The sequence below is a fragment of the Methylorubrum rhodinum genome, assembly GCF_014199935.1.
Lineage (GTDB): Bacteria > Pseudomonadota > Alphaproteobacteria > Rhizobiales > Beijerinckiaceae > Methylobacterium > Methylobacterium rhodinum.
Genome location: NZ_JACHOP010000002.1, coordinates 398752 through 411323, shown reverse-complemented (window position 1 = coordinate 411323; position 12572 = coordinate 398752). Strand labels below are relative to the sequence as shown.

Annotated in this window: 12 protein-coding genes; 6 read left to right on the top strand and 6 right to left on the bottom strand. The window is 74.1% G+C overall.

What is annotated here, in order from left to right; genetic code table 11:
* The first annotated feature begins 12 nt into the window (after positions 1-12).
* Positions 13-594, top strand: a complete 582-nt coding sequence (locus tag HNR00_RS04135; protein ID WP_376770350.1) for an NUDIX domain-containing protein — start codon at positions 13-15, stop codon at positions 592-594.
* A 562-nt stretch (positions 595-1156) separates the two neighbouring features.
* Positions 1157-1555, top strand: coding sequence for a DUF3775 domain-containing protein (locus HNR00_RS04130; RefSeq protein WP_183565308.1), 399 nt, complete (start codon positions 1157-1159; stop codon positions 1553-1555).
* Positions 1556-1597: 42 nt separating this feature from the next.
* Here the strand turns inward: HNR00_RS04130 and HNR00_RS04125 are convergent, their stop codons facing one another.
* The 4 genes from HNR00_RS04125 to HNR00_RS04110 form a co-directional block, all read right to left on the bottom strand.
* On the bottom strand, positions 1598-2035 hold the full coding sequence (locus HNR00_RS04125; protein ID WP_246390242.1) for a phospholipase A2 family protein: 438 nt from the start codon (positions 2033-2035) through the stop codon (positions 1598-1600).
* Between the two features lie 158 nt (positions 2036-2193).
* Positions 2194-2925 (bottom strand): outer membrane protein, encoded by a 732-nt coding sequence (locus HNR00_RS04120; RefSeq protein WP_183565305.1) that lies wholly within the window; start codon positions 2923-2925, stop codon positions 2194-2196.
* A gap of 34 nt (positions 2926-2959) precedes the next feature.
* Positions 2960-3118, bottom strand: a complete 159-nt coding sequence (locus tag HNR00_RS04115) for a hypothetical protein (protein ID WP_183565509.1) — start codon at positions 3116-3118, stop codon at positions 2960-2962.
* The gene (locus tag HNR00_RS04110) at positions 3115-3402 is read right to left on the bottom strand and encodes a hypothetical protein (RefSeq protein WP_183565302.1); all 288 of its coding nucleotides are present in this window, start codon (positions 3400-3402) and stop codon (positions 3115-3117) included. Before HNR00_RS04110 ends, HNR00_RS04115 begins: the two co-directional genes overlap by 4 nt.
* A 148-nt stretch (positions 3403-3550) precedes the next feature.
* On the opposite strand from HNR00_RS04110, the gene HNR00_RS04105 reads away from it, so the two are divergent.
* The 3 genes from HNR00_RS04105 (at position 3551) to HNR00_RS04095 (ending at position 6278) form a co-directional block, all read left to right on the top strand.
* Positions 3551-4402, top strand: coding sequence for a DUF6502 family protein (locus tag HNR00_RS04105; RefSeq protein ID WP_183565299.1), 852 nt, complete (start codon positions 3551-3553; stop codon positions 4400-4402).
* Entirely contained in the window at positions 4399-5739 is a 1341-nt protein-coding gene (locus HNR00_RS04100; RefSeq protein ID WP_183565296.1) for a DUF5666 domain-containing protein, read from the top strand. Before HNR00_RS04105 ends, HNR00_RS04100 begins: the two co-directional genes overlap by 4 nt.
* Positions 5740-5885: 146 nt before the next feature.
* Positions 5886-6278, top strand: a complete 393-nt coding sequence (locus HNR00_RS04095; RefSeq protein ID WP_183565293.1) for a DUF3307 domain-containing protein — start codon at positions 5886-5888, stop codon at positions 6276-6278.
* Between the two features lie 4 nt (positions 6279-6282).
* Here the strand turns inward: HNR00_RS04095 and HNR00_RS04090 are convergent, their stop codons facing one another.
* A complete protein-coding gene (locus HNR00_RS04090; protein ID WP_210306276.1) occupies positions 6283-7428 on the bottom strand; it encodes an FAD-dependent monooxygenase in 1146 nt (381 codons plus the stop codon).
* Positions 7429-7445: 17 nt separating this feature from the next.
* Positions 7446-9377: a LodA/GoxA family CTQ-dependent oxidase gene (locus HNR00_RS04085; RefSeq protein WP_183565290.1), complete on the bottom strand. Its 1932-nt coding sequence runs from the start codon at positions 9375-9377 to the stop codon at positions 7446-7448.
* Between the two features lie 193 nt (positions 9378-9570).
* Here HNR00_RS04085 and HNR00_RS25420 point away from each other — a divergent pair, with 193 nt between their 5' ends.
* A complete protein-coding gene (locus tag HNR00_RS25420) occupies positions 9571-12528 on the top strand; it encodes a response regulator (RefSeq protein WP_183565287.1) in 2958 nt (985 codons plus the stop codon).
* Positions 12529-12572 lie beyond the last annotated feature (44 nt).

Genomic DNA, 12572 nt, shown 5'->3' with positions numbered 1-12572 from the left:
CAAGGACACGCCATGCCCGCCGACAGCCTGATCCCAAAAATCCGCGGCACCCGCACCGTCCACGACGGTTGGGCGAGTTTTCTCATCGCCGACGTCACCCTGCCCGACGGGCACGAGGTCACCCGCGAGATCGAGGATCACGGCGAGGCGGTCTGCGTGCTGCCCTACGACGCGGAGCGCCGGGTCGCCCTGGTGATCCGGCAGTTCCGGGCGGCCCCCTTCTTCGCCGCCGCCCTGCCCGAGTTGCTGGAGGCCCCCGCCGGCCTCCTCGACGAGGCCGACCCGCACGCGGGCGCCCGCCGCGAGGCGTTCGAGGAGACCGGGGTGCAACTCGGGGCCCTGGAGCCGGTCGCGACGGTGTGGACCATGCCCGGCGTCTCGACCGAGCGGATGCACCTGTTCCTCGGCCCCTACGGCCAGGCCGACCGCACGGGCGCGGGCGGCGGGCTGGCCGAGGAGCACGAGGGCATCACCGTCGCGGAGGTGAGGCTCGCCGACCTCGCCGCCCAGGCGGAGGCGGGCGAACTCGCCGACCTGAAGACCTACACCCTCGTGCTGGCCCTGCGCCTGCGCCGGCCGGACCTGTTCGACTGATTGTCCCGGAGGCGGCGCGGCGGATCGCGGACTTCCGCAGGTGAACCCGGGGAGGATGGCGGCGGGAGGCGCTCCGCGAGCCCATTGTCACTGCCGCGACTTTGTGCCTCCGCGAGCCTTGCCGGAAGAGCGGCGCCGTCTATCATCCCCGAAGCGGAACAGGGCGGGACATCCCGTCGCCGCCTCCGGCCCCGCGCCGGGCCGGCGATACCTCAGAACAGCGCCCCGCCGCCTGGGAGACGCTCATGTCGTTCTTCATCGGGATCGCCGGTCCCTGGCTCATCGTGTCCGGCCTGCTGCTGATGTGGCACCGGCGCGCCGAGGAGACCTCGAAGCCCGAGTGATCGTCGCGTGAGCCCCAGGCGATCCGAGGCGCACGACCCCGGCGTCGCGCCCACGGACCCGCTCCGGCCTCGCGGCACGAGCGCCTGACAGAACCTCGTGGCACATCCGCACGCCCCCGTCCCCGCTCGAACCGGAAGTGGACCTTGGGGGTTCACTCGGTGCATGGCCACGCCCCGCCACGCCAAGCGCGGCGAAAGAAACGCAGTAGGAGTCAGATATGGATATCGCCCTCGACAAGGTTTCGGAGATCATCCTGCGGTTGCGGGCGGTCGAGGCGAAGGAGGGAGCGACCGATCCGGATTCAGGTTCGAATCCGATCGATGACGGCGCGGCGGACGTGCTCGTCGGCGGGACCGACGACGCCACCGAGCAGGAGATCCGCTCGGCCGTGGTCGGCCTCAACGAGGACGAGCGCAGCAACCTGATGGCCCTGCTCTATATCGGCCGCGGCGATCTGGAAGCGGCGGAATGGGGCGAAGCGGTGCGCTATGCCAAGGAGCGCGAGGCGGCGGGCGACAGCGTCGTGCGCGAATTGCTCGGCACGCCGGACGCCGCCGCGCTGCTGGAGGAAGGCCTCGACGGCCTCGGCATCGCCATGGAGACACCCGAGGCGTAACGGGTTCCGGGCCGGGCGAACCGAGCGCCCGGCCGTTTCGCGTCAGGGCTCGCAGGCCATGACCTTGGCGCCGACGGCGACGAGTTCGGCCGTCGAGCGGAGATCGCTGCGGACCCGCGGCGTGTGCGCGACGAGCGAGGCCTCGCGTTCCAGTTGATCGTTGCAGGCGCAGGAGGGCATGCCCTGGCCGGCCGGCGGCGAGCAGGCGTCGTGGTGCATGCAGGCCCGGTCGAGGGCGTCGATCGGCGGCAGGCCGGCGCCGCGGCTGCCGGGGCCGCAGTAATTGCCGTGGAACACCAGCGCACCCTTGGGCAGACCCGCCCCGAGCTTCGGGATCGCCGGCAGCTCGATCTCCGGGGTATCCCAATCTTGAGCGGAGGCCGCGAGCGGGCCACCGAAAAGGGCGCCGGACAATCCGACGACGAGGCACAGGCGCAGAACCGAGCCATGCGCCGAGCGGTGCAATGAGGGAATGGCCAAAGTCGTTCTCTCCGTTCGAAATGCTCCCCTCGCAGCCACCCGGCCGGCGCGACCGTTGCCGTCGCCGCCGGGCAGACTGAGCCGTTCCAACGGCCGTCCACGGCTCTGGTTCACTCCGATACGGCTTCGCCCCTGGAGCGATGCGTCGCGGACAGGGCTCAGAAGCGCCAGTTCAGGCCGCCGCGCACGAGGCCGAAGCCGGATTCCGAGCGGCCCGTGCCGTAATAGGCCGGCACCGAGGCGTCGTAGACCGTGGTGCCGGAGCCGCGCTTGCCGAGATCGACGTAGAGCCCCTCGACCTTGACCGAGATTTTTTCGGTCAGCGCGTACTCGACGCCGCCGCCGACGGCGTAGCCGAGCCGCGTCGTGTCCGGCAGGGCGTAGGGATAGGAGGCGGCGTAGGGCGACGTGCCGCCGCCGCCATAGGCGAAGCCGCCGGTGCCGTAGACGAGCCAGCGCTCGAAGGCGTAGCCGACGCGCCCGCGCACCGTGCCGAACCAGTCGAGGCTCGGCGAGACGTCGTAATACGGCGTGGAGCCGATCACGCCATCGCCGCGCCGGCCGAAGGTCGTGCCCTGGAAGTCGGCCTCCGCGCCGAGCACCCAGCCGGAGCCCGGCGTGAACTGGTAATTGTAGCCGATCTGCCCGCCGCCGACGAAGCCGTTGCCGGACTTGGACTCGGTGACGGTGCCGTAGGTTGCATCCGTGAAGGTCGAGGATCCGGCGCGGAAGCCGGTGCCGGCATTGGCGCCGATGTAGAAGCCGGTCCAGGTGAAGGCCGGCGGGATCGGCGGCGGCGGCGGTGCCTCGCGCCGCGGCAGGTCGGCGGCCGAGGCCCCGCTCGCGAGGAAGAGGCCGGCGAGCGCCGGCAGGGTCGAGCGTCGGATCATGCGTTCGGTGTCCTTCGGGGATCGGGCTGAGGGCTCAGGCGGCCGCCAGCAGCAGCAGGCCGACCACCGCCACGGCGAGGATCAGGCACAGGGCGAGGTCGAGCACCGTCTCGCCGCCGCAGGGCTCGCGCTCGTCGAAGCGGGGCATCGGGCGGGACGCGGCGGGCGCACCCGCGAAGAGGGCGGGCTTCATCGGGCGTCTCCGGACGCGAGGACGAGACGCGCCGCCGCGCCGCCCGTGGGGGCCGAGGGGACGTGAAGGGACGGAGCGACGGCGGCCCGCACCGCCTCCGGACGGATGTCGCGCGCCGCCCATCGGTCGGCGGCGAGCGGCCCGAGGGCGGGCAGGCTGAGGGCTGCGGCCAGCATCAGGCCGCGGCAGAGGGGACGCACGGATCCGCCGAAGAGCGGGCGCGGACCGGCTCTCAGCACCATCGGCGCCGCGCCGATCGCGAGCAGGGGCCTCAACTCACCCATCGCGTCGATCCTTCGTTGTTTCGTGGGAAAAATGACCACGAAAATATGCGTGTGCAAAAATCCCACGTCAATCGAAAATCGGTTGGCAAGGGTGCCGGAGCGCACGTCGTGGGATTGTGTCCCACATCGAGGTCGCTAAGTTCGACCCATGCCAGAGTCGATCGACCCCGATCCGAGCCGGGACGGTGCCGCCCTGCACGGGCCGGTGGCTCGTCTGCTGCGCCCGCTCGTGCGCCTGTTGGTCCAGCGCGGGATCACCTTCCCGGCGCTGACGGACCTGCTGCGCGAGCTCTACGTGAACGTGGCCGAGTACGATTTCGCCCTGCCCGGCAAGGAGCAGACCGACAGCCGCGTCAGCCTGCTCACCGGCATCCACCGCAAGGAGGTGCGGCGCCTGCGCGGCGCCGGCGCGCCAGTGAGTCAGGTGCCGGCCACGGTCTCGCGCACGAGCCGGATCATCGCCCGCTGGCTCGCCGCGCCCGATTTCACCGACGGGAACGGACGCCCCCTGCCGCTGCCGCGCACGGCCGAGGCCGGCGCGCCCTCCTTCGAGAGCCTGGTCGCGGGCGTGACCAAGGACGTGCGCCCCCGCGCGGTGCTCGACGAATGGCTCGACCGGGGCGTGGCCGTGCTCGATCCGGAGGGCCGGGTGCAGCTCCTGGAGGCGGCCTACCTGCCCCGCGGCGGGGCCGAGCCGCAGCTCTACTATTTCGGCCGCAACCTGCACGACCATCTCGCGGCGGCCGTGGAGAACGTCGCCGGCCCCGCCCCCCGTTTCTTCGAGCGCGCGGTGCATTACGACGGGCTCTCCGACGCGCTCGCCGCGCAGCTGGAGAGCCGCGCGCGGGAGATCGCCATGGGCGCGCTGAAGCAGGCCAACGCCGAGGCGCACGCGGCCTGCGCCGACGATCCGGGCGGACGCCACCGCTGGAACTTCGGAATCTACATCTTTCGCGAGGAGGTGGAGGCGCCTGAAGCCGGCCGGGGCCGCGCGCCTTGAGCCGCCCCGCGCACCCGACCCGCCGCGGGCTGCTGGCGCTGCTCGCGGGCACCGCGCTGGCCTGGCCGCACGCCGCCCGGCCCCAGACCGGCGCCGAGCCGCCGCAGGATCGCGGCATCGGCGGCACCGGGGCGCGGCCCGAGCCGGACGAGGGCCTTGGCGGCGACCGCGGCATCGGCGGCACGGGGGTGATCGGCACGATCCGCCGGTTCGGCTCCATCGTGGTCAACGGGTTGCGCATCGCCTACCCGGCGGACGTGCGCGTCACCATCGACGGGCGCCCGGCCCGCGCCGCGGACCTCAGGATCGGCCACGTCGTGCGCGTGGTCGCCCGCGGGCCGGAGGGTGGGCTCAGTACGCGCGCCATCGCGGTGACGAGCGAGGTCGTCGGCCCGGTCGAGGCCTCCGCTCCCGGCCGCCTGACGGTGCTCGGGCAGACGGTCTCCACCGAAAGCCTCACGTCCCAAAAACCCTTCGCGGTCGGCGAGCGGGTGGCGGTGAGCGGCCTGCGTCGGGGCGACGGCACGGTGGTGGCGAGCCTGATCGAGCCCCGTGCCGACGGGCCGGACCGCGTCGCCGGCCCGGTGCGGCGCGGCCCCGACGGCGTCGCGCGCATCGGCGGCCTCGCGCTCGACGGGCTGAAAAGCGGGCTTTCCGGGCGGCGCGTCCTCGTCGAGGGGCGGCCCGACGGGTCGGGCTTTTCGGTGACCGCCGCCCGCGACGTCAGCCGCCCGTTCCCGGCGGGCCTCGCCCGTGCCTCGGTCGAGGGCTACGTCGTGCCGGGCGGCGGCGGCTTACGCCTCGGCTCCGGCCTCGCGGTGACGGGCCGGGCGGGTCCGGGCGCGCTGCCCGGCGCGGGGCCGGCGGTGATCGAGGCGGGCGTCGGTCGTGACGGGCGCATGAATGTCGAGTCCGTGCGCGGCGACGGCCCTTCGCCCCGCGGCGGCAGCGGGCCGGCAGGCAGCGGACGCCCCGGCGGCCCGCCGGGGAGCGGTCCCTCTGGCGCTCGTCCGGGCGGCGTCGATGCGCCATCGATGCGGCCCGGCGGGCACGACCCGGCCGGCGGCGGCTTCGTGCCGGGCCGCGGTGGTCCGGGGCCCGGCTCCGGCAATTTCCCGATCGACACGCGACCCGCACCCGGCCAAGGCGGCGGATTCGGCGGCGGATTCGGCGGCCCCGCGCCGGGCGGCTTCGGCGGGGGCCCGCCGGGCTTCGGCGGCGGTCGTCCGGGCGGAGGCGGCTTCGGCGGGGGCGGCCCCGGCGGCTTCGGCGGTGGGCCGGGCAGTTTCGGCGGCGGCGGCGGTCCGGGCGGCTTCGGCGGGGGCGGACCCCGCTGAGATCGCTCGGCTGACATTCGCATGCATGTGATCGGATCGGGGATGGGCTCGGCCCGCTCCCGCGGGAGGAGGCGCATCGAACCGCTTGCCGAACCGGGCGCGAGCCGGTCCAATCACCGCCCCCTTCGCCGTCCAGGCCGATCCTCTTGCCTTCCTCCCCCGCGGTCCCGCTCCTGCCCTTCCTGCTGCTCGCCGGGGTCTTCGCGCTCAAGCACGTCGTGGCCGATTTCCTGTTCCAGACCGGCGCCATGGCCCGCGGCAAGGAGCGGCGGCACGGCTGGCTCGTCCCGCTCGGCCTGCACGCGCTGGGCCATGCCGGGCTGACGCTCGCCATCGCGCTCCTCGTGGCGCCGCGGCTCTGGTGGCTGGCGCTCGTCGATTTCGCGGTCCATTTCGCCGTCGACCGTGCCAAGTCGGTGCTCGGCCATCGCGGCGGCTGGGATTCGGACGACGTGCAATTCTGGTGGCTGATCGGCGTCGACCAGTTCCTGCACCAGCTCACCAATCTCGGCCTCGCGGCGGCGCTGGCGACGCTCTGACCGCTCAGGGGCGAAGGGCCCGCTCCGGCCTCCGGCCTGCCGCGCCGACACCCTGACCCGCCGTCCGGCGCCGGGCCCAGAACGGGTGCGCGGGCCAGCGGTCCTCCAGATCGTACCAGGCGGCGAGATGATCGCGGTAGGCGTGCGCGACGCGCCCGATCGTCCGGCGATACTCCTCGGAAGCGTCGGCCTCGCCCGCCAGCGCGGCGCGGACCGCGTCGGCGGCCATCAACGCCGAGTAGAGCGCGTTGAGGAGCCCCTGGGACGAGAGCGGGTCGCAGGCGAGCGCCGCATCGCCCACCGCGAGCCAGCCGGGACCGGCGACGGTCGCCGGGCGTCCGCCATGGGCGGCGCAGACGGAGGGCGGCCCGTCGGGCGCGAAGCCGGTCGCCGCCAGGATCGCGGACAGGCCCGGCTGCATTCGGGCGCGGGCCAGGAGGGCGGCGGCGCCCGCCGTCTCCCGTGCCGCGGCCAAGTCGGCATCGGTGTGGAAGGCCAGCACGCGCCGCCCTCCGGGCAGGGCGGCAGAGTACCACCAGCCGTCGGGCTCGGCCGCGACGAAGCTGCGGCCGGCCTCGCCCGCGGCCCGCCCGTGCAGCCAGCGGCAGATCAGCCGGTCGTGGCGCGCCCGCGCCAGGCCGAGCGCCCGCGCGACCGGGGCCGCGCGCCCCCCGGCCTCGATCACGAAGCGGGCGCGCACCGGCAGTTCGCGTCCGTGCCGGATCAGGACCAGCCGCCAGCCCGCACCGTCGCGCGCGAGGCCGGCGAGCCGGGCGGGCGCCACCAGGGCGGCCCCGCGCCGGACGGCGCGGTCCCGCAGCCACGCATCGAACCGCGCCCGGTCGAGATGCCAGCCCGGCCCGTCGAGATCGCGGAGGCTCTCCGCCGAGACGAGGTCCGGCCCGCCCCACAGGCTGTCGGCGCCGTGGCGCGGCACATGCCCCTCGGCGAGGAACGCCTCCCACAGCCCCATGTCCCGCAGGAGCCGCCGGGCCGCTCCGGGCAGGCTCTCGCCGATCCGGGCGGCCGGCGGCGCGGCGGCGTCGAGCCGGTCCACCAGCAGGACGCGGTGGTCGGGCGCCAGCATCAGGGCGGCGGCGGCCCCGGCCGGGCCGGCGCCCACCACCGCGACGTCGGCGGTCGGCTCCACGTCCGGCCGGCCCCGGCTCAGCGGTGCAGGCGCGGCGGCAGGCGGCGCACCTTGTCGATCCCCGACAGGTCGGTGACCTCGGCCGGATCGGGCGCCGCCGCGGTCGCGAACAGGGCCGGCGCGCCCGCCCGCTCCGGGGTCGGCGTCTCGTTCGGCGGCCGGTCCTGCGCCTCGATCACGGCGGGGAAGTCGTCGTCGGCGGGGCCGGGCAGGCTCTCGACCACGCCCATCCGGTCGAAATGGTCGATCATCGTGTTGATCTGCGTCACGTAGGGGGCGGTGCGGTCGAGCGAGTCGTCCCAGTTCTCCCGGCGGGCGAAGGCCGCCTTGCGCTCCGGCAGCGGGCGCTTGCGGTCCATGACGACGTCGTAGTCGTCGCGGGTCAGCACGTGGTTGGGCACCCGCGCCGGCCAGAAGGTCGGGGTGTGCGGATCGTAGGCCTTGTCGTAGCCGGCGCGGCAGCTCGCCGTGTCGGTCTGCCACGGCACCGCCATCCAGCGGGTGATCCCGCCGGGACGCTGCGGCCCGAGGCAGCCGTCGGGCGCGTCCGCCCGGGCGTAGGTCAGCTCCATGCCGAAATCCGGCTCGGTCCAGCCCTCGGGCGCGTGGGCGAAGCGGAACGGAGCGCGGTAGAGCGCGGGCTGGCGCACCGGCCACGTCATCTCGCAGCCCGGATGAAAGGCGTCGGCGAGGCAGAAATCGAGCGCCGCCTTGGTCAGCACGTCGCCCTGGCGCGCGAGCGGCACCTCCTCGATCCGGCGCGGGATCGGCCGGGCCGGATCGTGATCGGCCTCGAACGCGCCCTTCACCCAGAGCTGAAGCGCCTTGATCTGCAGGTTGCTCAGGCTGCTGTTCTGGCGCGGCGAGAGCGCGGGCGGCTGGTTCATGGCGTCGCCGTAGATCCAGGGCCAGGGCACCGGCGACCAGCTGTCGCGCGTGTCGTCCCGGGTCAGGCTGCCGATGCGGAACTGGTTGGCGACGACCCGGCGCCACTCCTCGTTCGACGCGTCGGGCGAGGCGAGGCGGGCGATCGTCTCGGGCGTCAGCTCGAACAGACCCTTCCAGCCGAAGCCGTCGGCAAACCCCTTGTTGACCCATTGCAGCCCCGCCATCCGCTGGAAGATCGGCAGGATGTCCTCGGTGAAGGACGGGCGGGTCATCTTCGGCAGCCAGCCGTTGGCGACGGCGCCGTCGCGCATCAGGTCCCACAGCGTGCGGACCGACTTTCGGTTGGGGCCGTAATTCGGCGGCGCCACGACGATCCAGGCCGGCTCCACCGGCAGTTCCCGGCCGGCGAGGGTGACGCGGGCAGTGACCGGACCGTCGGCGACGTCGTCGTGCCACGTGTCGTTGTTGGCGAAGGTCGAGGCCTTGGCGCCGATGGACGAGGCGGAGACGCCGTGCCCGCCGAGCACCACGAGGCGCCCGGCCTCGTCCGTCCGGATCGCGCCGAGCGTGACAGGCTTGCCCATGAAGGTGCCGTCGTCGAAGCGCTGGTCCCCCTGCTTCCTGCCCGAGACGGTGCGGGCCCGCGGCGTGATCGCCAGCGCCGCCCGGTCGCTCACCTGGGGATTGCGCAGGGTTGTCGGCGTCGATCCCTCGGCGGAGGCCTCCGGGATGTCGAGGGCGAGTTGGAAGCCGTACCAGGCGGCCTTGGTGTTGGCGAGTTGCACCGTCCAGGCGATCTCGGCGTCCGCGGCGGTCAGCTCGCGCACGATGGTGTCGGAGGCGTCGAGCCCGTAGACCCGGAACCGGGCCGCCTCGCGCTTCAGCGCGCCGGACTTGTCCCGGTAGAAGCCCGGAGGCTGCGGCAGCGGGTCGGGCACCTCCGGCCCGAGATACCACCCGGTCGGGCTGTTGCCGACGCGGGCGATCCCGATCGAGGGATAGATCGCCGCCTTCACGATCGTGCCGTCCGCGGCCCCGCCCGCCGTCCTCGGCTTCGCCATGCCTGCTCCTCCCCTCGCCACGGCACGCGCGCGCGCCGCCGTCGATCAACCATAGACGGAGCACGATCCGATTCGCATTCTTTTGGTTGCATCTCGCCCAAGCATCGCGGCGGGCGAAGCATTAACGGCTGCGCGGGTAGAACCGGTGCCGGATCGCGGGGAATGGTGGCGTGACGGCGTGATGACCGGAGGTGTGCGCTCTCGACCGCTCGTCGTCTCCTTCGCCCTGTTCGCGCTGGCGCTGATGCTGCCGCCCGCGACCGTCGCGATCCTCGCGACGCACTGGTACGTCGAGAGCGAGCGGGACCGCCTGACCCACACCCTCGCCCTGATCGGCGAGGAGGTCCGCGAGCGGATCGACCACGATCTCGCCCGGATGGAGGCCGTCGCCCGGACGCTGGCGGCCTCGCCCTCGATCGATGCGGGCGACCTGCGCGCCTTCCGGGCCCAGGCGCTGGCCAGCATCGATTCCGAGGGCACGACCGTGACCCTCGCCGAACTCGACGGGCGTCAGCTCGTCAACACGCGCGCGCCCGACGACACGGCGCTGCCGGTCATGCCCCGGCCCGAGACGATCGAGCGGCTGCTGGCGACGCGCCGGCCGGTGGTCTCGGGGCTAATGACCAGCCAGCTGACCGGGCGCCCGATCGTCAGCGTCGTCGTTCCGGTCCTGCGCGAGGACGTCGTCGTCAAGGTCGTCGCCCTGGTGACGCTGGCGGAGCAGGTCGAGGCGCTGATCCGCAACCCGCACGTCAGGGCGCCCTACTGGGCGGCGGTGGTCGACGGCGCCGGCAACGTCGTCGCCCGGATCGGGCAGGCCGATCCGGCGGGCGATGCGCTGTCCGATGGATTTGACGGTGCGCTGTCCGCCCCGGCGGAGGCCGGGGCCGTCGCGGTGATGCGGATCACCGAAGCCTCGCGCCGGTCCGACTGGCGCTTCACGGTCGGCGTCGGACGGGACGCGCTGGAGGCGCCGCTGCGGCGCTCGCTGGTGCTGCTGCTGACGCTGGCCCTGGTGCTGATCGGCCTCGGCGGCTGGCTCGCCCTGCGGCTGGCCCGCCGCATCGCCCGCGCCGCCGCCCGGCTCGCCGCCAAGGCCGAGGCGATCGGCCGGGGCGAGACCGTGGCCGCCCAGGACAGCGTGATCCGCGAGGTCCGGATCGTCGAGCATGCCCTGGCCCTGGCCTCGCGCACGCTGGGCGAGCAGCGCAGCGCCCTCGACGCGGCCCAGGCCGCGCTCGCGGCGCGGGCGGAGGCGAGCCAGAGCCGCTACCGGATGCTGGCCGACAATGTCGGCGACATCATCGTCCTGTGCGACGGCACCTGGGCCCGCGCCGACGTCTCGCCCGCGTTCGAGCGGATGCTCGGCTACGATGAAGAGGCCCGCGCGGCCCTGACGCCCGCGACCTTCGTGCATCCGGAGGACCAGCGGATCGTCGGCGACATGCACGCGGCGCTGGATGCCGGGCAGCCGGCGGCCGTCGGACTGTTCCGCGCCCGCCACCGGGACGGCTCCTGGCTGTGGCTCGAATGCGTGAGCAGCCGCATCGCCAGGGCCGCGCCGGGCCAGCCGCGGACCACCATCACGGTGATGCGCGACGTGACCGCGCGCAAGCAGCAGGCCGACGAACTGCGCATCGCCTGCGACATGGCGGAACTGGCCAAGGCCAAGGCCGAGAACGCCAGCCGGGCCAAGTCGGAATTCCTGGCGATGATGAGCCACGAGATCCGCACGCCGCTCGCCACCATCCGCGGCTACACCGAGCTGCTCGGCGCTGGAGCCCCCCTGAGCGCCGAGCAGGCGCGCTGCCTCGCGCTGGTGAGCGAGGCCACCGGCACGATGCTGACCGCGGTGGACGACATCCTCGACGTCGCCCGCATCGAGGCCGGCGACTTCCACCTGCGGGAAGAGGACTTTTCGCTCGCCGAGGCGATCGAGAGCGTCACCGCCTTCGTCCGGCCCGCCGCCGCGGGCAAGGGCGTGACGCTCGGCCTCAGCATCGAGCCGGGCCTGCCGCGGGCGGTGCGCGGCGATCCGCGGCGCCTGCGGCAGATCCTGCTCAACCTGCTCAACGTCAACCTGCGCGAGCGCCGCGGCGGCCTCGTCACCCTCTCGCTCTACGCGCTGCGCGGCGCCGAGAACCGGATCAGCTTCGCGCTCACCGGCAGCGGCGGCCATGCCCGGCCGGCCGAGCCGGACGGGCTCGGCCTCGCCATCGCCGGGCGCCTCGTCGCCCGGATGGGCGGGCGGCTGGAGACGGTGTCGTTCGCGGGCGAGGCATCGAGCTTCCGCTTCAGCCTGCACCTGCCCGCCACCGAGACGGCGTTCGCGCAGGCCGCGCCGGAGGCGGCGCCGGCAACGCCCGAGCCCGCGGCGGAGGCCTCCGGGCCGCCGGCGGTCGGCGGCCCGCTCGCGGGCGCAAAGATCCTGCTGGTGGAGGATCATACGATCAACCAGGAGCTGACCCGCCGCATCCTGGAGCGGCAGGGCTGCCGGGTCGACGTGGCCGACGACGGCGCGGCGGCGCTGGCGGCGGTGCAGGCCCGCATCTACGACCTCGTCCTGATGGACGTGCAGATGCCCGGCATGGACGGGCTGACCGCGACGCGGCGCATCCGCGCCCTGCCCCATCCCTGCCGCCACGTGCCGATCCTGGCGCTGACCGCCAACGTCCTGCCCGAGCAGGTCTACGCGATCCGCGAGGCCGGCATGAACGGCCACGTCGCCAAGCCGATCGACCGCGGCCACCTCTGCGGCGCGATCGCCGAGCACCTGCCCGCGGTGATGCTGGCGGAGGCGCCCGCCAGCGCCCCGGCGCCGATGCCGGTGATCGACCGGACCGCCTACGACCGGCTCGTCGCCTCGCTCGGAACCGAGAGCGCCCGCGGCGCGCTGCGGGGCTTCGTCGCGCTGCTCGACGTGACCTTCGCCGACGACGCCACCCTGCGGGCGGAGGCCGCCACCATCGCGGCCGGCGCGCGGCGCTTCGGCCTGACCGACCTCGCCGCCGCCCTCGACCGGCTGGCCGAGACGGAGGACGCGGCGGCGCTCCGCCGCTGCCACGTGGCCCGCGACCTCGTCGGCCGCGCGATGGACGAAGTGGTGGGTGTGGCGCCCGTCGAGGTCTCGGCGTTGATCGCGCATCTGTAGGCGGGCGATACGGGAGCGACTCCGGCGCGCCTTGGCGGGCCGGC

Bases quoted from the DNA above. Each gene is read 5' to 3' on its own strand.
- HNR00_RS04135 (WP_376770350.1), top strand. From the start codon at position 13: ATGCCCGCCGACAGCCTGATCCCAAAAATCCGCGGCACCCGCACCGTC.
- HNR00_RS04130 (WP_183565308.1), top strand. From the start codon at position 1,157: ATGGATATCGCCCTCGACAAGGTTTCGGAGATCATCCTGCGGTTGCGG.
- HNR00_RS04120 (WP_183565305.1), bottom strand. From the start codon at position 2,925: ATGATCCGACGCTCGACCCTGCCGGCGCTCGCCGGCCTCTTCCTCGCG.
- HNR00_RS04115 (WP_183565509.1), bottom strand. From the start codon at position 3,118: ATGAAGCCCGCCCTCTTCGCGGGTGCGCCCGCCGCGTCCCGCCCGATG.
- HNR00_RS04110 (WP_183565302.1), bottom strand. From the start codon at position 3,402: ATGGGTGAGTTGAGGCCCCTGCTCGCGATCGGCGCGGCGCCGATGGTG.
- HNR00_RS04105 (WP_183565299.1), top strand. From the start codon at position 3,551: ATGCCAGAGTCGATCGACCCCGATCCGAGCCGGGACGGTGCCGCCCTG.
- HNR00_RS04085 (WP_183565290.1), bottom strand. From the start codon at position 9,377: ATGGCGAAGCCGAGGACGGCGGGCGGGGCCGCGGACGGCACGATCGTG.